We start from the raw sequence: 17,509 nt of genomic DNA on the forward strand, positions 1-17,509 counted from the left end.
ACGATGATCGGGTTGCGCGGCGGGGTCGTGTTGCCGAGAAAAAGCAGTCGGGTGGAGATATGCATCGCGGTGGCGGACCGGGCGAGGGGACGGACGACCTGGGTCCGGAGTCTGCCCGGCGGGGGAGGCACCGGCGCCGGCGGACGGAGGAACCCACCTCGGCGGAGGGCCGGCCGAAGCCCGAGCCCGCGGCCGAACCGCCCCCTGCGACCGGGGGCCGGAGCTTGGGGGTGACGTACAAGTACTTCGGCGCGCCGAACAGCGCCACGGCGGCCCAGGTCCCGATCTCGATGCGCCCCGAGGAGCTCGGCGGGGACGAGCTCGGCATGGGCGGGATGTTCACCAAGATCAAGCCCGAGACGATAGCGGCCATGGTCCTGACCGGCATCCAGGGCATGCCCCTGCACAAGGTGCCGCCGCTGGAGCTGGTCGTTCTGCACCCGGACTACGCCGTGGTGAAGCTGCCGATGACCGTGGTCGACCCGCTGCGCGGGATCGGCGAGGAGTCGGTCGGCGCCGCCGCCTTCATCTGGTCGACGGTGCCGGACCGCGGCGGACCGCGCGACGCCTTCGACGTCTACCAGCTCCTCCACGAGTGGCAGGACTTCTCGGTCCGCCTCCACGAGGCGGGCCATCAGCCGTACTGCCTGGTGTGGCCGTGAGCTTCGGACGGCCCTGACTTCCGTACGGCCGTGAGCTTCGGGCGGCCCGCCTGGGTGCAGCGGCCGTGAGCATGGGTGTGGCCCTGAGCGTGGGTACGGCCCTGAGCCCGGGTGCGGCCCTGCTCCGACCGGCGGTCACCGCCGGCCCGCGGCCTTCGCGCGCTCGGCGGCCAGCTCGCGGGCGGAGGCGAGCCGGTAGGGGACGTCGACGACCACGACGTTCTTCATGAACAGCAGACGGCTCTTGAGGCGCAGCGCGCTCTGGTTGTGCAGCGGCTGCTCCCACCAGTGCCCCACCACGTACTCGGGGATGACCACCGAGATCACCGAGTCCGCCGCCCGTTCGGGCGCGTCGCGGACGTGCTGCAGGATCGGCTGGACGATCGAGCGGTACGGAGAGCTCAGCACCCGCAGCGGTACGTCGACGCCGTGGGCCTCCCAGGTCGCACGGAGCACCTCCGCCTCCGCCGGGTCCTCGGCGACGGTGACGGCGGCGAGCGAGTCGGGGCGCAGGGTCTTCGCGTACGACAGGGCCCGCAGGCTCGGCGCGTTCACGGCGGCCACGAGGACCAGGACGTGGTTCTCGGCGAGGGGGTGGGGCCGCTCCCCCACACCGACGGCGACCTCGGCGGCGACCGTGTCGTAGTGCCGCCGGACCCCCTGCATCCCGGCGTAGAGCACGGGCATCGCGATGACGACCAGCCAGGCGCCGTGGGTGAACTTGGTGACGAGCACGATGACGAGGACGACCGCCGTGAGGCAGGCACCGAAGGCGTTGATCGCGAGGCGGCGGTGGAGGGTGTGGCGGTCGGCGGCCCCTCCGGGCGTGGCGAGTTCTCGCCTCCAGTGCTTGACCATGCCGGCCTGGGAAAGGGTGAAGGAGACGAAGACGCCGATGATGTACAGCTGGATGAGGCGGGTCAGCTGCGCGTCGAAGGCCACGATCAGGGCGATGGCGGCGAGCGCGAGGAGGACGATGCCGTTGGAGTAGACGAGCCGGTCGCCGCGGTGGACGAGCTGGCGGGGTGCGAAGCCGTCCCGGCCGAGGACGGACGCGAGCATCGGGAAGCCGTTGAAGGCGGTGTTGGCCGCGAGGACCAGGACGGCCGCGGTGACGGCCTGGAGCGCGTAGAAGAGGACGTGCCAGTCGCCGAAGGTGGCCCGGCCGATCTGGGCGAGCGCGGTGGACATCGGGGTGCCGGGAGCGAGCCCGAGTTCCGTGGGGTCCTCGGCGACGTGGACCTCGTAGACCATGGCGAGCACGGTGATCCCGAAGAACATCGTCGCGGAGAACACCCCCATGATCGCGAGCGTCATGGCCGCGTTCCGGCTCTTCGGCTTCTCGAACGCCGGTACGCCGTTGCTGACGGCCTCGACACCGGTCAGCGCCGTGCAGCCGGAGGCGAAGGCCCGCAGGGCGAGCAGCACGAGCGCGAGCCCCGAGTAGGTGGAGACCTCGTTCACGGGCAGGTCCGCGGACTCGGCGCGGATCGTCGCGCCGGTCGCCGTCCGGACGGCGGCCACGGCGAACATCAGGTAGATGACGCCGATGAACGCGTACGTGGGGACGGCGAACCAGCGCCCCGACTCGCGGACCCCACGCAGGTTCATCCAGGCGAGGAGCGCGACGAAGAACACCGACATGGCCACGGCATGCCCGTCGAGCGAGGGGGCCGCGGAGGTGATGGCGGCGACCCCGGAGACGACCGAGACGGCGACGGTCATCACGTAGTCGATGAGCAGCGCGGAGGCGGCGGTGAGCGCCGCCCGCCGCCCGAGGTTCTCGGCGGAGACGACGTACGCCCCGCCGCCGCCCGGGTAGGCGTAGCAGGTCTGCCGGTAGGAGGCGACGACGACCACGAGCAGCACGACGATGCCGACCGCCGCGTACCAGGCCAGATGGAGCACGGCGAGGCCGCCCAGCGCGAGGACGAGGAGGATCTCCTCGGTGGCGTAGGCGACCGAGGAGAGCGGGTCGCTGCAGAAGACCGCCAGGGCCACCCGCTTGGGCAGCAGGGTCTCCCCGAGACGCCCGCTGTCCAACGGACGACCTACCAGCAGGCGTTTCGCCGCACTTCCAGCTCTCATAAGTGCTGAAGTTAGGACGAATGGTATGTAATGCGCGGAAGCCGCGCCCTGTGGGAGCCCGTACGCCCCGTGGGAGTCCCCGACGAGGAAGGACCTGACGCGTGAGCGCAGTACGCATGGCCGGCCGGCCGATGCAGATCGGCGAGGTCGCCGCACGGACCGAACTGCCGCTGCGGACCATCCGGCAGTACGAGGACAGCGGACTGGTCGTCCCGTCCGCAGCCTCGCCGGGCGGCTTCCCCCTCTACACGGACGCGGACGTGTCCCGGCTGATGGTCGTCCGGCGGATGAAGCCGCTCGGCTTCACCCTCGACGAGACCCGCGAACTCCTCACGGCCGTGGACCGGCTGTCCGCCGACCGCCCGGACACGGACACCGCACTCGAACCGGACGAGCGGGCGGCCCTGGTCGCCCGCGTCCGCCGCTACGAGGCCGCCGCGGCGGAACGCGTCGCCGAACTGCGGGCCCAGCTCGCCCGCGCCGAGGAGTTCGCCGACTCGCTCCGCACCCGGCTGGGCGCCGCTTAGGCCCCGCCCTTCGGACCGGGCCGGATCACGGACCCCGCGAGCCCGGCAGGATCCGAGCGGCTAGACCACCAGCGCTTCCGCGAGGACGCGGAAGAAACGGGCGTACGCGGCGGGGCTGGGCGGGGTCTCGGGGTTCCACGGGGTGAGGCTCACTCCGGAGGGCAGCTCGTACGGCGGGGTCGCGTGCTCCCGCTCGTCGAACAGGACCAGGCCGGGGCGGAGCCCGGCGGCCCCGGCCCAGTCCCCGGTGAGCCAGTTGGCGCCGGGCCCCGGGCCGGGGTCGAGCAGCCGCACGCCCAGCCCGGCGAGGTGCGCCAGCTCGGGCCAGGCACCCGGACGGGCCAGGTGCACCTGCTCGGGACCCGCCCCGGAGAGCGCGAGGACGGCGGGCGCGGACCGGGCGGCGGCGACGTCCCGGAGCGCGGCCTCCGCGGCGGTGAGCTCCGGGTCGGAGGCCGCGCGCACGGGCTCCGCGCCGAGGCTCGCGGCCAGCGCGGCGAAGCGGTCGAGGATCGCCGGAAGGGTGAGCTCGTTGCCGACGGAGAGCGCGGCGAGCGGGACCCCGAGCCGCTCGGCGACGGCCTCGTCGAGCGCGTACGGGCTCTTGCCGTCGTAGGTCACGTCGACGATCAGGTCCGGGCGCGCCTCCCGCAGCGCCTCTTCGTCCAGGGCCCGGCCCGGTCCGAGGTACGGCACCCCGGCCGCCGCGAGACCGCCCGCCTTCGCCGGGTCGAGGACGTCACCGTCGTGCCCGGAGCCGTACACGGCGACCGGCGTCACCCCCAGGTCGAGCAGTGCCGCGCCCGCCCGCACGTACGCGGCCACCCGCGACGGCAAGCGGTCCGCCCCCAGCTCCGCACCCCTGTCGTCCGTGAATCCCCATGCCTGTGTTCCGGACATGCGGCTGCTCCTCCCCGGCCGGAATCTCCCTCGCCCGTCACCTTGGAGCGGTTCCCCGCCCCGCACAAGAGGGCCTCCGGGGGGCGCCCGCAGGGGCGGGACTTTCGTCCCGGCCCCCTGCCGAAAGTCCCCCGGGGTGGTGTTAACTGAACAGGTCGGGAGGAAGCAGCAGAATTCGTCGGCGCCCTCGTGCCCGCGCGCCACCTGCCGGGGCGCCGGACACGGGCGGCCCTCGCGCCCTGGAGTGAGCCATGTCCTTGCCCGGCCCGTTCTCGGACCCCCGTGTGATCACGCTCTTCGGCCTGCTCGCCGCCTCGACGGTGACCTGGCTGACGCTGAGCCTGCGCGCCCGCGCCCGGACCCGCCGCGAGCCGGCGGGCACCCCGCTGGAGCGCGTCTGGCACCCGCAGGAATCGGTACCGCTGACACCCGCGGAGGAACACGCCTTCGGCCAGGTCGCCTCCCGGCTCAGCCTGGGCCCGGCGGGCCGCCTGCGCTGACCGCCTTGGGTCCGGCGGACCGCCTGCGCTGACCGGACCCCTACGATCCGGGCTATGCCCGCTTCAGCCCCCCAGCCCCGCCGGGACACCCGGGGCATCGTCGACCCCGCCGAGCTGCTCTCCCGGGTCCGCTTCCGCCGGCACGTCCCGGCGCCCGGGCTGCGGCCGTACCTGGAGCACTACTGGCTGATCGACTGGGAGCTGCCCGAGCCGTACGCGAGCCATCTCGTCCCGCACCCCTCGGTGAACATCGTCTTCCAGCGGTACGGGGCACTGGGCACCCCGGCGGCGGAGGCGAGCGCCTCGGCCGAGGTGTCGGGGGTCGGGCTCGGCCTGTTCACACAGAAGCTGTCGGACGCGGGCCGGGTCTGCGGCGTGCAGTTCCGCCCCGGCGGTTTCCGGCCCTTCGCGCCCGCGTGGCCGGTGTCGGAGTGGACGGGCCGCCGGGTGCCGCTGGCGGAGGTGTTCCCGGAGGGGCTCCGGGGCGACACCGAGACGGACTCCCTGACCGCCGCGCTCTCCCCCGACGAGGACCACGCGCGCGTGGCGGCGCTCGACGCCTTCCTCCTGGCCCGTGGACCGGCGCCCGACCCGGCCGCCGAGCAGGCCATGGAACTGGTGGACCTGATCCGCTCGGACCGCTCGGTCCGCAAGGTGTCCCGGCTGGCCGCCGCGAGCGGCCTGTCGGCGCGCTCGCTCCAGCGCCTGTTCGCCGGCCACGTGGGCGTGGGGCCGAAGTGGGTGATCCTGCGCTACCGGATCCACGAGGCCCTGGAGCGCGCCGAGGCGGCGGGCGCCCCCGACTGGGCCGCGCTCGCCGCCGACCTCGGCTACAGCGACCAGGCCCATCTCGTACGGGACTTCACGGCGACGATCGGGGTGTCGCCGACCGCGTACGCCCGCGCGGTGTCAGTGCCCTGACCTACCGTACGGAGATGACCGACGACACGGCACAGGTCCGCCTCGAACCCTGGTCCGAGGAGGACGCGAGCCTGCTGCGCGCCCTGAACGCACCGGAGTTGATGGGCCATCTCGGCGGCCCCGAGAGCGAGGAGCAGCTCGACGGGCGGCACCGGCGGTACGTGGACCTGAGCGCCGACGAGACGGGCGCGGGCCGCATGTTCCGGATCGTGCTGCTGCCGGAGGCGGCCGTGGTGGGCAGCATCGGCTTCTGGACGCAGACCTGGGACGGCGAGCCGGTGTACGAGACGGGCTGGGCGGTGCTGCCCGGCTTCCAGGGCCGGGGCCTGGCGACGTCCGCCACGCGCGCGGTGGTCGCCGAGGCCCGGGCCGCGGGGCGGCGCCGCCATCTGCACGCGTTCCCGTCCGCGGACAACGCCGCGTCGAACGCGGTGTGCCGCAAGGCCGGGTTCGAGCTGCTCGGCGAGCGGGACTTCGAGTACCCGCCGGGGCACCCGATGCGCTGCAACGACTGGCGGTTCGACCTCGGCTAGCCCGCGTCCGGCCCGGTGAGCGGCCGGGTGAAGTGGAAGGCCACGATGTCGAAGCGCTCGCGCAGGTAGAAGCGGTGGGCGCCGGTGCGGTGGGTGCCGGAGTCCAGGTTGAGCTCGTGGCAGCCGGCCGCGCGGGCATGGTCGTCCAGGTGGGCGACGAGCGCGTGCCCGACGCCGGTGGAGCGCTCGGCGGCGGCGGTCACCAGGTCGTCGACGTAGAGCTTGCGCAGGGAGCTGGTGTTGTTGACGATCCGCCAGCCGGCCGCGCCGACGCAGCGCCCGTCGTCCGTGTAGGCGGCGCTGAACCGCAGCCCCTCCGGATGGCCCGCCTCGTAGACCTCTCGGAAGAGCTCCGGGGTGAGGTGGGGGCGCAGCTCGGAGAGGACCGGCAGCAGGTCGCTCTCCAGCCGGGGGTCGCCGGGGGCGAGGTCGATGATCTTCATGCCGGGACGGTACCCCAGGTTTTTTCGGGGTTGACGGGCGAGGGACCGTCACGGATATTTATCTGCGGAACACAGACAATGCGCAGCGCAGCAACTCGCGAAAGGACCCTCGCATGACCGTTCTCGTCACCGGAAGCCGCGGCCGCGTCGCCTCCACCCTGCTCGGCCTGCTCGACGCCGCGGGCGTCGAGGCCAGGGCCGGATCCAAGAACCCCGAAGACCTCTCCCCACCCCCGGACGTGGCCACGGTGCGATGCGATCTCAGCGACCCGTCCACGTTCGACGCCGCCCTGGAAGGCGTCGACTCCGTCTTCCTGTACGCCGAGGCCGCGCACGCCGGCACCTTCGCCGACCGGGCCCGCGCCGCCGGCGTCGAGCACATCGCCCTGCTCTCCTCCAGCTCCGTCCTCGCCCCGGACGCCGCGGGGAACGCGGTCGCGGCCTCGCACCTCGCGGCCGAGCGCGCCCTGTCGTCCGCCGCGGAGTCGGGCGCCTTCGAGGCCACCGTCCTCCAGCCCGGCGCCTTCGCCACGAACGCCCTGCAGTGGGCGTGGGCGCTCACGGCGGGCCACGGTCCGGCCCTGCCGTACCCGCACGCCTACGGCGATCCGATCCACGAGCTCGACGTCGCCGAGGCCGCCTTCGCGGTGCTCACCGAACCCCGGCTGCGCGGCTCCTCGTACCTGCTGACCGGCCCCGAGTCGCTGGACTTCACCGAGCAACTGGCGATCGTGGCCGAGGTGACGGGCCGGCCGGCGCCGTACACGGCCGTCACGCCCGAGGAGTGGAAGACGTCGGTCGCCGCGTACATGCCGGAACCCTTCGCGGACGCCCTGCTCGCCTACTGGTCCTCACAGAACGGCCGCCCGGCCCCCCTGACGAACACGGTCGAGGCCCTCACGGGCCACCCCGCCAGAACCTTCAGGACCTGGACGGAGGACCACGCGGAGTCCTTCCGCCCCACCCCCGCCGTGGGCAGCCGCTAGGCCCCTCGCACCCGGTGCGGGGCAGGGGCCGGGCACCGGGCCCGCCCCGGCCGAATCCAGTGGCCCCGCACCGAACCGCGATGCCATCCTGGCCCCGTGAACGGACCGGAGATCCAGATCAGCTTCGCCCCCGGCCTGCACCTCTTCGTCTCGGCGGAGCGACGCAGCGGCCGCACCCCCCTGACCACCGACGGCACCTCGTCCTTGGGGCACGTCGTGGAGTCACTGGGTGTGCCCCTCACCGAGGCCGGCCGGCTCCTGGTGGACGGGCAGCCCGTCGACGCCTCGCACGTGCCGGGCGCGGGCGAGACCGTCGAGGTGGAGAACGTCGCCCGGCCGCAGCCGGTACCGGGCGCTCCGCTCCGGTTCCTGCTCGACGTGCACCTCGGCACACTGGCCCGGCGACTGCGCCTGCTGGGCGTGGACGCGGCGTACGAGAGCGAGGACATCGGCGACCCCGCCCTGGCCGCGCTCTCCGCGCGGGAACGGCGCGTGATGCTCTCCCGGGACCGCGGTCTGCTGCGCCGCCGCGAGCTGTGGGCCGGCGCCTACGTGTACAGCGACCAGCCGGACGAGCAGCTCCGCGACGTACTGGAGCGGTTCGCACCGCCCCTGGCGCCCTGGACCCGCTGCACGGCGTGCAACGGGGAGCTGAGGGACGCCGACAAGGACGCGGTGCGCGAGCGGCTGGAGCAGGGGACCGAGAAGACGTACGACGTGTTCGCGCAGTGCGTGGAGTGCGGCAGGGTCTACTGGCGCGGCGCCCACCACGCGCGCCTGGAGGCGATCGTCTCGGACGCGATGCGGGAGTTCGGCGAGGCGGCGGCCCGCTGAGGCGCGGCCGTGGGCGCGACCACCGGCACAACCCCCGCCTACAGCCGCCCCCACCAGCACGGTCCCGACCTCACCCGAGGTCGCCCCCGCGCAGCCGCTCGATCTGCGCGGCGCTGACCTCGACGGTGCGCCGCATGTGGGCGATGAGCAGCGCGACCTCCGCGTCGCTGTACACGTCGAACATCGTGCCCCAGGTGCTGTTGAGCTTCCGCCAGAGATCGCCGAGCTCGGCCATCCGCCGGGGGACGAGCGCGACGAGCACCCGGCGCCGGTCCTCCGTGTCGCGCTCGCGGGTCACGTAGCCGGAGCGCTCGAGCCGGTCGACGAGCCGGGTCGCGGAGCCGGTGGTGAGCCCGGTCAGCTCGGCGACCCGCCCGGTGGTCACGGGGCCTTCCTCCAGGCTGAGGAGGTTCAGGCACTGCACGTCGGTCGGGTGGAGACCGAGGTGGTCGGCGACGGCCTGGTTGAACAGGGCGTAGGCAGCCATGTAGCGGCGGGCCTCCCCGTACAGCTCGGTCATGAGCGCCTCGCGCCGGCCGGAACTCTTCTGCGTCATGCAGAGATTGTAGGGCCCAGGCACCGCCGGGTCACGCGCCGTGCGGGCCCCGCGCTCACGGCGCCTCGGCGGTCAGATACCGCTGCACGGTCGGGCCCAGCCAGGCCACGATCTCCTCGGCGGACATCTCGACGACGGGCGGCAGCCTCAGGACGTAGCGGGCGAGCGCCATGCCGAGGATCTGGGAGGCGACGAGCCCGGCCCGGCGCGGGGCGCCCTCCGGGTCGGGGCAGACGCCCCGGGTGACCGGGCCGAGCTGCCGGGTGAAGATCTCCCGCATGCGCGCGGCGCCGGCCTCGTTGGTGACGCTCACCCGGAGCATCGCGGTGAGGACCTCGTCGCCCTCCCAGCGCTCCAGGAAGTGGGTGACGAGGACGGCCCCGATGTGCCGCGCGGGCAGGGCGCCCAGTTCGGGCAGGCCGATCTCGACGTCGGAGGCGGCGGCGAAGAGCCCCTCCTTGTTGCCGTAGTAGCGCATCACCATCGACGGGTCGATCCCGGCGTCGCGGGCGATGGCCCGGATGGTGGCGCGCTCGTACCCGTCAGAGGCGAAGCGCTCGCGGGCGGCCTCCAGGATGGCGGCCCTAGTGGCGTCGGAGCGGCGGACGGTCGTCATGCCAACAACTGTAGGCCAACGGGTGTTGACACGCCATCCGGGCCGCCCTAACGTTGCCAACAAGCGTTGACCAACGCCTGTTGGCAAACGGTTGTGGGCACCCTGGAGGCAGCCATGAGCACCACCGACACGGACGTACTCGTCATCGGCGCGGGCCCCACCGGCCTACTGCTCGCCGGAGACCTCGCCACCGCCGGCATCGACGTCACCCTCGTCGAGCGCCGCCCGGCCGGCCTCGGCAACATGACCCGCGCCTTCGGCGTCCACGCCCGCACCCTGGAGCAGCTCGACGCCCGCGGCCTCGCGGACGAACTCCTCACCACCGGCACCACCCTGACCACGGCCCGGCTCTTCGGCCGCCTGGACCTGGACATGACCCGGCTGCCCACCCGCTTCAACCACCTGCTCGTCACCCCGCAGTACGAGGTCGAGCGCCTCCTGGAGCGCCGGGCGGTCACCGCGGGCGTCACCTTCCGCCACGGGACCGAGCTGACCGGACTGCACCAGGACGCCGACGGCGTCACCGCACGGCTCACCGACCCCGACGGCGCCCCCCTCACCCTCCGCGCCCGCTACCTGGTCGGCACGGACGGCGTCCGCAGCTCCGTCCGCACCGCCCTCGGACTGCCCTTCCCCGGCCACTCCGTCATCCGCTCGATCGTCCTCGCCGACGTGCGCCTGGCCGAGGAACCCGCCGACTCGTTCAGCGTCAGCGGATCCGGGGACACCTTCGCCTTCCTTGCCCCCTTCGGCGACGGCTGGTACCGGGTCATGGGCTGGACCCGCACCCGCCAAGTCGCCGACAGCGAGCCCGTCGACCTCGACGAGGTCCGCGAGATCGCCCGCCGCGCCCTCGGCACCGACTACGGCATGCACGACCCCCGCTGGATCTCCCGCTTCCACAGCGACGAGCGCCAGGCCCCCGCCTACCGCGTCGGCCGCGCCTTCCTCGCCGGAGACGCCGCCCACGTCCACTCCCCCGCCGGCGGCCAGGGCATGAACACCGGCCTCCAGGACGCCGCCAACCTCTCCTGGAAGCTCACCGCCGCACTCCGCGGCGAGGCACCCGACCCCGAGGCCCTCCTCGACAGCTACCAGTCCGAGCGCCACCCCGTCGGGGCCATGGTGCTCCGCAGCAGCGGCGCGATCGTCCGCCTCGCGATGGCCCACACCCCGCTCACCCGCGCGGCCCGCTCCCTCGCCGTCCGCTTCCTCGACGCCGCCAAGCCCGCCTCCGCGCGCGCCCTCGGCATGATCAGCGGCATCGGCATCTCCTACGCCCCCGCACCGGACGCCGGCCGCCCCTCGGGCCGCCGCGCACCCGACGTCCCCCTGCGCGAAGGACGGCTCTACGAGCTGCTCCGCCGTGGCGAGTTCGTCCTCATCGCCCCACGGGGAGCGACCCCGGAACTGCCGGCGACCGCCCCCGTCACCCCGAAGCACCTCGTCCGGGCCACCTGGACGGACCCGGCGAAGAAGGCGGTGGTCCTGGTCCGCCCGGACGGATACGTCCAGTGGGCGAAGCACTGACCGACAGGCCCGGAGGACGGACTCAGAAGACGTACGGATCGCCCGTGGCGAGCACCAGAACACGATGCCGGTCGTTCCGCGGATTCCGGTCGGCCACCCCGTCCCGCCAGGCCGTGGTGACCTCGACCGTCATCTCGTCCGGAAAGGCCGCGGTCCGCAGGTCGAGCGCCAGCTCACCGGCACCCCCCACGGCCCGCAGCGTGCCCGTCCGGCAGGACACCACCCGGTCACTGCTCCACAGACAGGCCGGCGGCAGCTCCTGGCCACCCGCCATCGGCACGGAGAAGGCCAGCCGGACCGTCGCCTGGGAGACGTCGGAAGGCCCGTGGTTCTCGCTGACCAGCCAGACGCCGACCCTCCCGTCCCACAGGGAGACGTGCCCGTGATGGGACAGATCCGCCTCGGCCCCGGCCACCGCCCCCGTGGCGCCGGCGCTCCCGCCCGCACCCGTCACGACCACGGCCGCGAGAGCGACCCCGAGCACACCCTTCCGCAATCCACGCATAGGCACAAAATAGCCACAACCGATCACATATTCTGACAACCTGTCAACCCGCGTGTCCCATGACAGGCTGCCCCCATGCCGATCGCCCGCTCCATCGCCCTGTTCGTCCTCGCCGCCCTCTTCGAGATCGGCGGCGCCTGGCTCGTCTGGCAGGGCGTCCGCGAACACCGCGGCTGGATCTGGATCGGCGCGGGAGTCATCGCCCTCGGCGTCTACGGCTTCGTGGCCACCCTCCAGCCCGACGCCGAGTTCGGCCGCGTCCTCGCCGCCTACGGCGGAGTCTTCGTCGCCGGCTCCCTCGCCTGGGGCATGGCCGCCGACGGCTACCGCCCCGACCGCTGGGACGTCATCGGCGCCCTCGTCTGCCTCGCCGGCATGGCCGTGATCATGTACGCCCCGCGCGGCCGCTGACCACACCCCGCCTATCCTGACCGGGCGATCGACCCGCAATCGACCACACGCGCGAGGAGCACGTCATGACTGCCGCCGGCACCCCCATCGCCGTCATCACCGGAGCGAGCAGCGGAATCGGCGCCGCCACCGCCCGGCAACTGGCCGCCGCCGGCTACCGAGTGGTCCTCACCGCCCGCCGCAAGGACCGCATCGAGGCCCTCGCCGCCGAGATCAACGAATCCGGCCACCAGGCCACCGCCTACGCCCTCGACGTCACCGACCGGGCCGCCGTCGACGACTTCGCCACCGCCTTCCGCACCCTCGCCGTCCTCGTCAACAACGCCGGCGGCGCCCTCGGAGCCGACTCCGTCGCCACCGGCGACCCCGAGGACTGGCGCCAGATGTACGAGGTCAACGTCCTCGGCACCCTCCACATGACCCAGGCCCTGCTCCCCGCCCTCACCGCGAGCGGTGACGGCACGGTGGTCGTCCTCTCCTCCACCGCGGGCCACTCCACCTACGAGGGCGGCGCCGGCTACGTCGCCGCCAAGAACGGCGCCCGCGTCCTCGCCGAGACCCTCCGCCTGGAGATCGTCGGCACCCCGGTCCGCGTCATCGAGATCGCCCCCGGCATGGTGAAGACGGACGAGTTCGCCACGACCCGCTTCCGCGGCGACACCGACAAGGCGGCCAAGGTCTACGCGGGCGTGGCCGAACCCCTCACGGCCGACGACGTGGCCGACACGATCACCTGGGCCTGCACCCGCCCCCCGCACGTGAACATCGACCTCCTGGTCGTCCGCCCCCGAGCCCAGGCCTCCAACACCAAGGTCCACCGCGAGCTCTGACGTGCTCCAGCGGCGGCTCCGTACCGGCCGGACACCCCTGCCCGCCCGGTAGCCGGCGCACGAACCGACGACGGGGTGTCGCTTCAGCGGCACCCCGTTCCGCTTCGTCCTCAGCCCTTCACGCAGATGAGCTGCTTCAGCTTGGCGACTACCTCCACCAGGTCCCGCTGCTGGTCGATCACCTTCTCGATCGGCTTGTAGGCGCCCGGGATCTCGTCCACGACGCCGGAGTCCTTGCGGCACTCCACGCCCCGCGTCTGGTCCTCCAGGTCCCTCGTCGAGAAGCGCCTCTTGGCCTCGCTCCGGCTCATCCTCCGGCCGGCACCGTGCGAGGCGGAGTTGAACGACGCCGCGTTCCCCAGGCCCTTTACGATGTACGACCCCGTGCCCATCGAGCCGGGGATAATCCCGAACTCCCCGGAGCCGGCCCGGATCGCGCCCTTCCGGGTGACCAGCATGTCCATACCCTCGTACCGCTCCTCCGCCACGTAGTTGTGGTGGCAGGAGATGACCGGCTCGAAGGTCACCCTGGCCTTGCGGAACTCCCTGCGGACGACCTCCTGGAAGAGCGCCATCATGATCGCGCGGTTGTACTTGGCGTATTCCTGCGCCCAGAACAGGTCGTGCCGGTAGGCCGCCATCTGCGGCGTATCGGCGACGAACACCGCCAGGTCACGGTCGACGAGGCCCTGGTTGTGCGGCAGCTTCCGCGCCTCGCCGATGTGGTACTCCGCGAGCTCCTTGCCGATGTTCCGGGACCCGGAGTGCAGCATGAGCCACACCGAACCGGACACATCGACACAAAGTTCTACAAAATGATTCCCTTGGCCAAGGGTTCCCATCTGCTGGGCGGCCCGCTCCCGCCGGAACTTCACCGCGTCCGCCACCCCGTCGAACCGCGACCAGAAGTCCTCCCAGCCCGCCGTGGGGAACTGGTACAGCCGCTTCGGGTCCACGGCCTCGCGGTGCAGGCCGCGGCCCACCGGGATCGCCTGCTCGATCTTCGAGCGCAGTCGGGACAGGTCGCCCGGCAGGTCGTTCGCGGTCAGGGACGTCTTGACCGCCGACATCCCGCAGCCGATGTCCACTCCGACCGCCGCCGGACAGACCGCCCCCTGCATCGCGATCACCGAACCGACCGTCGCGCCCTTGCCGTAATGCACGTCCGGCATCACGGCCAGGCCCTTGATCCACGGCAGCGTCGCCACGTTCTGCAGCTGCTGCATGGCACCGCCCTCCACCGAGGCGGGGTCGGCCCACATCCTGATCGGCACTTTCGCACCGGGTACCTCTACGTACGACATACTTCCTCGATTCCCCCGAAAAGTCTGATAACGCAAAAACCGGAGCCAAAGCCCGTACAGGTGACAGGGGACCGGCATCAACGGCTGCGTGTGCGATAGACATTGTGTCCACCGGCCGGGTTCGCGCGGCAAACAGTTTTCGGGAAAGACTTCGGGTGAAGGGAGCCTGGGACCGTGCAGCGAAAGAGGTACGCCCCCGGTCGCACCGGGTCCACGGCTCGCACCGCCGTCGCCCTCGCACTCGGCCTCGGCCTGGGGGCCGGGCTCACCGCCTGCTCCGCCGGTGCCCCCGCCGACGACGTCGCGGTCGACGCCAAGGCCGGCCCGGCCACCACCGTCGCACCCCCCGGCCGCTACCGCACCCTCTTCGAGCCCTGCGGCGCCGTCCCGCCGGCCACCCTCAAGGACCTGCTGCCGGGCGCCGCCGCGCTGCCCGACCCGGAGCGCGACAAGGCGTACCGGGGCACCGCGGCCGTCACGTACGACACCGACCGGCGTGTCGGCTGCACGTGGAAGGCCGACACCCCGGACACCTCGCACCGGCTCTCCCTCGACATCGAGCGGGTCGTGTCGTACGACGCGGCGGTCAGCGACGACGACCGGGCGCAGGAGGTGTACGTCCGCAAGCAGCTCGCGGCGGGCATCCCGGTGCCGCCCACGGCCCCGCCCACGACCTCGCCCACGGGCACCCCCACGGATACCGCCACGGGCACCCCCACGGGAGCGGCGTCGGGAGCGCCCTCCGCCACCGGTTCGCCGGCCGCGACGGCTCCCCTCGCGGGCAAGGCCCCGGCGACGGGAGCCCCCTCCGGCACGGCCACCCCGCCCGCGACGCCGACCCCGACCACGACGGGTCTGGAGCCGCGTGTCCTCGAAGGCCTCGGGGACATCGCGTACGTCGACGACGTTCTCGGTGCGGTCGGTGCGAACGGTCATCAGCGTGCCGTCAGCGTGGTGTTCCGCACATCGAACGTCATCGTGACCGTGTCCTACTGGGAGCAGACCACGGGTTCCGTCGATGCCCCCGACAGCGCGGAACTGCAGGAAAAGGCCCGGAATCTGGCCCGGCAGCTCGCCGAGCGGCTGGAGGAGTAGCGGGGCGCATCCGCTCCGTGAGCGGACGGCGACCACGTAACGTGTCGGCGTACTCGTGGCCGACAAGCGACTGAAGGAACCATGCAGCGATCTGCTCCGCGAACGCGACTCACCCGCATACTCGCCTGCGCCGCCGTCCCGGTGATGCTCGTCGCCGCGGGCTGCTCCTCCGACTCCGGCGACTCCGGGAAGAAGGAGGGGCAGGGGCAGGACAAGACGGTCGCGTCGGCGTCCGCGACCCCTTCGCCGTCGCAGTCGACGAAGACGGTCGACCCGGCGAGGTTCGCGAAGCTGCCCGAGGTGTGCAAGTCGGTCACCGCGAAGACGACGGCGTCCCTGGTGCCCAAGGCGAAGACGAAGAACGGGACGCCGGCCGCGTCGAGCGACCTGACCAGCCGTGGCGGCTGCTCGTGGAACGGTCTCGAGGACAAGGGCGTGAAGGGCTCGCAGTACCGCTGGCTGGACGTGTCCTTCTACCGGTACGACTCCGACCCGGCGCTCGGCAGCGGTCAGGACCGCGCGCACGAGAACCTGGCGAAGGAGCTCGCCAAGATCGAGGAGACTCCGGGCGCGAAGAAGCTGAAGACGGTCTCGGCGACGGGCATCGGCGACGAGGCGAAGACGGTCACGTACCAGCTGCGCAAGACGGACGAGGACTTCGTGTACACGTCGATCGTGGCGCGTACGGGGAACGTGCTGGTGCTGCTGTCGTACAACGGTGCCGGTTACGCGGGTGCGGAGACTCCGTCGGAGAAGACCGTGACGAGCGGTGCGGTCAAGGCGGTCAAGGAGGCCGTCGCGGCGGTCGCGGCGGCCAACAAGTAGTCACAAACCAGCGCGGAGTGGCACTTTCGCGCGGAGCCCGTCCCTCCCCCGAGGGCCGGGCTCCGTGCGCATGTGCCACTCTGTGCGCGCCGGATGTCCAATGACGGGAGGGGATCGCGGGTGGCCGCGATGCAGCTGACACGCACACACCGAATACTCATCGGCCTCGTCATCGGCGGTGCGCTGATCATCGCGGGGATCGGTTTCGCGGGTTCGTACGCCGCCGTGCGCGAGCTCGCCCTGCAGAAGGGCTTCGGCACCTTCTCGTACTTCTTCCCGATCGGCATCGACGCGGGCATCTGTGTGCTGCTCGCTCTGGACCTGTTGCTGACGTGGCTGCGGATTCCGTTCCCGCTGTTGCGTCAGACGGCGTGGGTGCTGACGGCGGCGACGATCGCGTTCAACGGTGCGGCGGCGTGGCCGGACCCGCTGGGCGTGGGTATGCACGCGGTGATCCCGGTGCTGTTCGTGGTGGCCGTGGAGGCCGCGCGGCACGCGGTGGGCCGGATCGCGGACATCACGGCGGACAAGCACATGGAGGGCGTCCGGATCACGCGCTGGCTGCTCTCGCCGGTGCCGACGTTCCGGTTGTGGCGGCGGATGAAGCTGTGGGAGCTCCGGTCGTACGAGCAGGTCATCAAGCTGGAGCAGGAGCGGCTGATCTATCAGGCCCGGCTGCAGGCGCGCTTCGGACGGGGCTGGCGGCGGAAGGCGCCGGTGGAGGCGCTGATGCCGCTGCGGCTCGCGCGGTACGGGGTGCCGCTGGCGGAGACGGCGGCGGCGGGGATGGCGGCTGCGGGGATCGAGCCGGCGGTGCTTCCTCCGGAGCCCGTGGCGCAGCCGGTCGCGCCGGCGCAGGTCCAGCCGGCGGCGCTGCCGGCGCAGGTCGCGGGGCAGATTCCGGGGCAGCCGCAGGCGCAGGTGCCGAACCAGGCGAACCAGGTGACCCAGGCGCAGGCTCCGGTGGCTTCCGTGGCGCCCGGGGCCGTGGCGAGGCCGGTGAATCACGAGAGTCACTGGTTCGACGCCTCGCAGGTGTCTCCGGAGTCGTACGAGGGCAGCTACAACCCGCAGATCGTGGAGGGCCTGGAGCCCATGCCGGTCCCGGTGCCGCAGGGGCCGGAGGACGTTCCTCCGGCGGGTCCGGAGGAGTTCGTGGAGTACCCGGAGTACGTGGAGCAGCCGGAGCCGCGGGCGGACGACTTCGAGGACGTCGTCTACAAGGTCATGGGGTCGTACGTGCTCGAGCACGAGCGGTTCCCGGCCGAGGCCGAGCTGGCGCGTCTGGTGGCCGAGCAGTACGGGCTCCCGGAGTTCCCCGAGTCCGAGATCGAGCTGCTGCGGCAGACGGTGCCCGCGGCGCAGGAGCGGGTGCAGCAGGCGAGGGCTGACGTGGACACCCCGTAGGGACGGAAGAACGCAGAGGAAAGGGCCGCCACCCGG

The 17,509-nt window shown here is 72.5% G+C and carries 20 protein-coding genes; 13 read left to right on the forward strand and 7 right to left on the reverse strand.

Features of this window, described 5'->3' with window-relative positions:
* The first annotated feature begins 59 nt into the window (after positions 1–59).
* Positions 60–662, forward strand: a complete 603-nt coding sequence (locus ACN9MM_RS17140) for a hypothetical protein (protein ID WP_382864013.1) — start codon at positions 60–62, stop codon at positions 660–662.
* A gap of 135 nt (positions 663–797) precedes the next feature.
* Here ACN9MM_RS17140 and ACN9MM_RS17145 read toward each other — a convergent pair whose 3' ends face one another.
* Positions 798–2,750, reverse strand: a complete 1,953-nt coding sequence (locus tag ACN9MM_RS17145; protein WP_426364441.1) for an APC family permease — start codon at positions 2,748–2,750, stop codon at positions 798–800.
* 116 nt (positions 2,751–2,866) lie between these two features.
* On the opposite strand from ACN9MM_RS17145, the gene ACN9MM_RS17150 reads away from it, so the two are divergent.
* Positions 2,867–3,277 (forward strand): MerR family transcriptional regulator, encoded by a 411-nt coding sequence (locus ACN9MM_RS17150; protein WP_426368763.1) that lies wholly within the window; start codon positions 2,867–2,869, stop codon positions 3,275–3,277.
* Positions 3,278–3,337: 60 nt separating this feature from the next.
* On the opposite strand, the gene ACN9MM_RS17155 is transcribed toward ACN9MM_RS17150, so the two are convergent.
* The gene (locus ACN9MM_RS17155; protein ID WP_426364442.1) at positions 3,338–4,177 is read right to left on the reverse strand and encodes an ABC transporter substrate-binding protein; all 840 of its coding nucleotides are present in this window, start codon (positions 4,175–4,177) and stop codon (positions 3,338–3,340) included.
* 251 nt (positions 4,178–4,428) lie between these two features.
* On the opposite strand from ACN9MM_RS17155, the gene ACN9MM_RS17160 reads away from it, so the two are divergent.
* Genes ACN9MM_RS17160 through ACN9MM_RS17170 form a run of 3 tightly spaced genes read left to right on the forward strand, consistent with a single transcriptional unit; the run spans position 4,429 to position 6,131 of the window.
* A complete protein-coding gene (locus ACN9MM_RS17160; protein ID WP_426364443.1) occupies positions 4,429–4,677 on the forward strand; it encodes a hypothetical protein in 249 nt (82 codons plus the stop codon).
* A gap of 54 nt (positions 4,678–4,731) precedes the next feature.
* Positions 4,732–5,598, forward strand: coding sequence for an AraC family transcriptional regulator (locus ACN9MM_RS17165; RefSeq protein ID WP_426364444.1), 867 nt, complete (start codon positions 4,732–4,734; stop codon positions 5,596–5,598).
* Positions 5,599–5,612: 14 nt separating this feature from the next.
* Positions 5,613–6,131 (forward strand): GNAT family N-acetyltransferase, encoded by a 519-nt coding sequence (locus ACN9MM_RS17170; RefSeq protein ID WP_426364445.1) that lies wholly within the window; start codon positions 5,613–5,615, stop codon positions 6,129–6,131.
* Here ACN9MM_RS17170 and ACN9MM_RS17175 read toward each other — a convergent pair.
* A complete protein-coding gene (locus ACN9MM_RS17175) occupies positions 6,128–6,574 on the reverse strand; it encodes a GNAT family N-acetyltransferase (protein WP_426364446.1) in 447 nt (148 codons plus the stop codon). The two genes, ACN9MM_RS17170 and ACN9MM_RS17175, sit on opposite strands and share 4 nt — an antisense overlap.
* 113 nt (positions 6,575–6,687) lie before the next feature.
* Between ACN9MM_RS17175 and ACN9MM_RS17180 the strand changes: the two genes are divergently transcribed.
* Together ACN9MM_RS17180 and ACN9MM_RS17185 are read left to right on the forward strand one after the other, a co-directional pair.
* A complete protein-coding gene (locus ACN9MM_RS17180) occupies positions 6,688–7,560 on the forward strand; it encodes an NAD(P)H-binding protein (RefSeq protein ID WP_426364447.1) in 873 nt (290 codons plus the stop codon).
* A 96-nt stretch (positions 7,561–7,656) separates the two neighbouring features.
* Complete coding sequence (locus ACN9MM_RS17185; protein WP_426364448.1) at positions 7,657–8,394, forward strand: Mut7-C RNAse domain-containing protein; 738 nt, start codon at positions 7,657–7,659, stop codon at positions 8,392–8,394.
* A gap of 70 nt (positions 8,395–8,464) precedes the next feature.
* Here the strand turns inward: ACN9MM_RS17185 and ACN9MM_RS17190 are convergent, their stop codons facing one another.
* Together ACN9MM_RS17190 and ACN9MM_RS17195 are read right to left on the reverse strand one after the other, a co-directional pair.
* On the reverse strand, positions 8,465–8,950 hold the full coding sequence (locus ACN9MM_RS17190; RefSeq protein WP_382864040.1) for a MarR family winged helix-turn-helix transcriptional regulator: 486 nt from the start codon (positions 8,948–8,950) through the stop codon (positions 8,465–8,467).
* Between the two features lie 55 nt (positions 8,951–9,005).
* Complete coding sequence (locus tag ACN9MM_RS17195) at positions 9,006–9,566, reverse strand: TetR family transcriptional regulator (RefSeq protein ID WP_426364449.1); 561 nt, start codon at positions 9,564–9,566, stop codon at positions 9,006–9,008.
* Between the two features lie 114 nt (positions 9,567–9,680).
* On the opposite strand from ACN9MM_RS17195, the gene ACN9MM_RS17200 reads away from it, so the two are divergent.
* The gene (locus ACN9MM_RS17200) at positions 9,681–11,096 is read left to right on the forward strand and encodes an FAD-dependent oxidoreductase (RefSeq protein WP_426364450.1); all 1,416 of its coding nucleotides are present in this window, start codon (positions 9,681–9,683) and stop codon (positions 11,094–11,096) included.
* Positions 11,097–11,118: 22 nt separating this feature from the next.
* Here ACN9MM_RS17200 and ACN9MM_RS17205 read toward each other — a convergent pair whose 3' ends face one another.
* Complete coding sequence (locus ACN9MM_RS17205) at positions 11,119–11,601, reverse strand: hypothetical protein (RefSeq protein ID WP_426364451.1); 483 nt, start codon at positions 11,599–11,601, stop codon at positions 11,119–11,121.
* A gap of 75 nt (positions 11,602–11,676) precedes the next feature.
* Between ACN9MM_RS17205 and ACN9MM_RS17210 the strand changes: the two genes are divergently transcribed.
* A complete protein-coding gene (locus ACN9MM_RS17210) occupies positions 11,677–12,012 on the forward strand; it encodes a YnfA family protein (RefSeq protein ID WP_190105480.1) in 336 nt (111 codons plus the stop codon).
* Positions 12,013–12,077: 65 nt separating this feature from the next.
* Positions 12,078–12,842 (forward strand): SDR family NAD(P)-dependent oxidoreductase, encoded by a 765-nt coding sequence (locus ACN9MM_RS17215; RefSeq protein WP_426364452.1) that lies wholly within the window; start codon positions 12,078–12,080, stop codon positions 12,840–12,842.
* Between the two features lie 110 nt (positions 12,843–12,952).
* On the opposite strand, the gene ACN9MM_RS17220 is transcribed toward ACN9MM_RS17215, so the two are convergent.
* Positions 12,953–14,146: an RtcB family protein gene (locus ACN9MM_RS17220; RefSeq protein WP_426364453.1), complete on the reverse strand. Its 1,194-nt coding sequence runs from the start codon at positions 14,144–14,146 to the stop codon at positions 12,953–12,955.
* A 174-nt stretch (positions 14,147–14,320) separates the two neighbouring features.
* On the opposite strand from ACN9MM_RS17220, the gene ACN9MM_RS17225 reads away from it, so the two are divergent.
* From ACN9MM_RS17225 to ACN9MM_RS17235, 3 genes are all read left to right on the forward strand, one after another.
* Complete coding sequence (locus tag ACN9MM_RS17225) at positions 14,321–15,241, forward strand: DUF3558 domain-containing protein (RefSeq protein ID WP_426364454.1); 921 nt, start codon at positions 14,321–14,323, stop codon at positions 15,239–15,241.
* Positions 15,242–15,322: 81 nt separating this feature from the next.
* The gene (locus tag ACN9MM_RS17230; protein ID WP_426364455.1) at positions 15,323–16,066 is read left to right on the forward strand and encodes a DUF3558 domain-containing protein; all 744 of its coding nucleotides are present in this window, start codon (positions 15,323–15,325) and stop codon (positions 16,064–16,066) included.
* Between the two features lie 120 nt (positions 16,067–16,186).
* Positions 16,187–17,473 carry a DUF2637 domain-containing protein gene (locus ACN9MM_RS17235; protein ID WP_426364456.1) on the forward strand — a complete coding sequence of 429 codons (1,287 nt, stop codon included), beginning with the start codon at positions 16,187–16,189 and terminating at the stop codon, positions 17,471–17,473.
* Positions 17,474–17,509 lie beyond the last annotated feature (36 nt).

Origin of the sequence: Streptomyces sp. E-08 (genome assembly GCF_049913095.1) — a bacterium.
Taxonomy (GTDB): domain Bacteria; phylum Actinomycetota; class Actinomycetes; order Streptomycetales; family Streptomycetaceae; genus Streptomyces.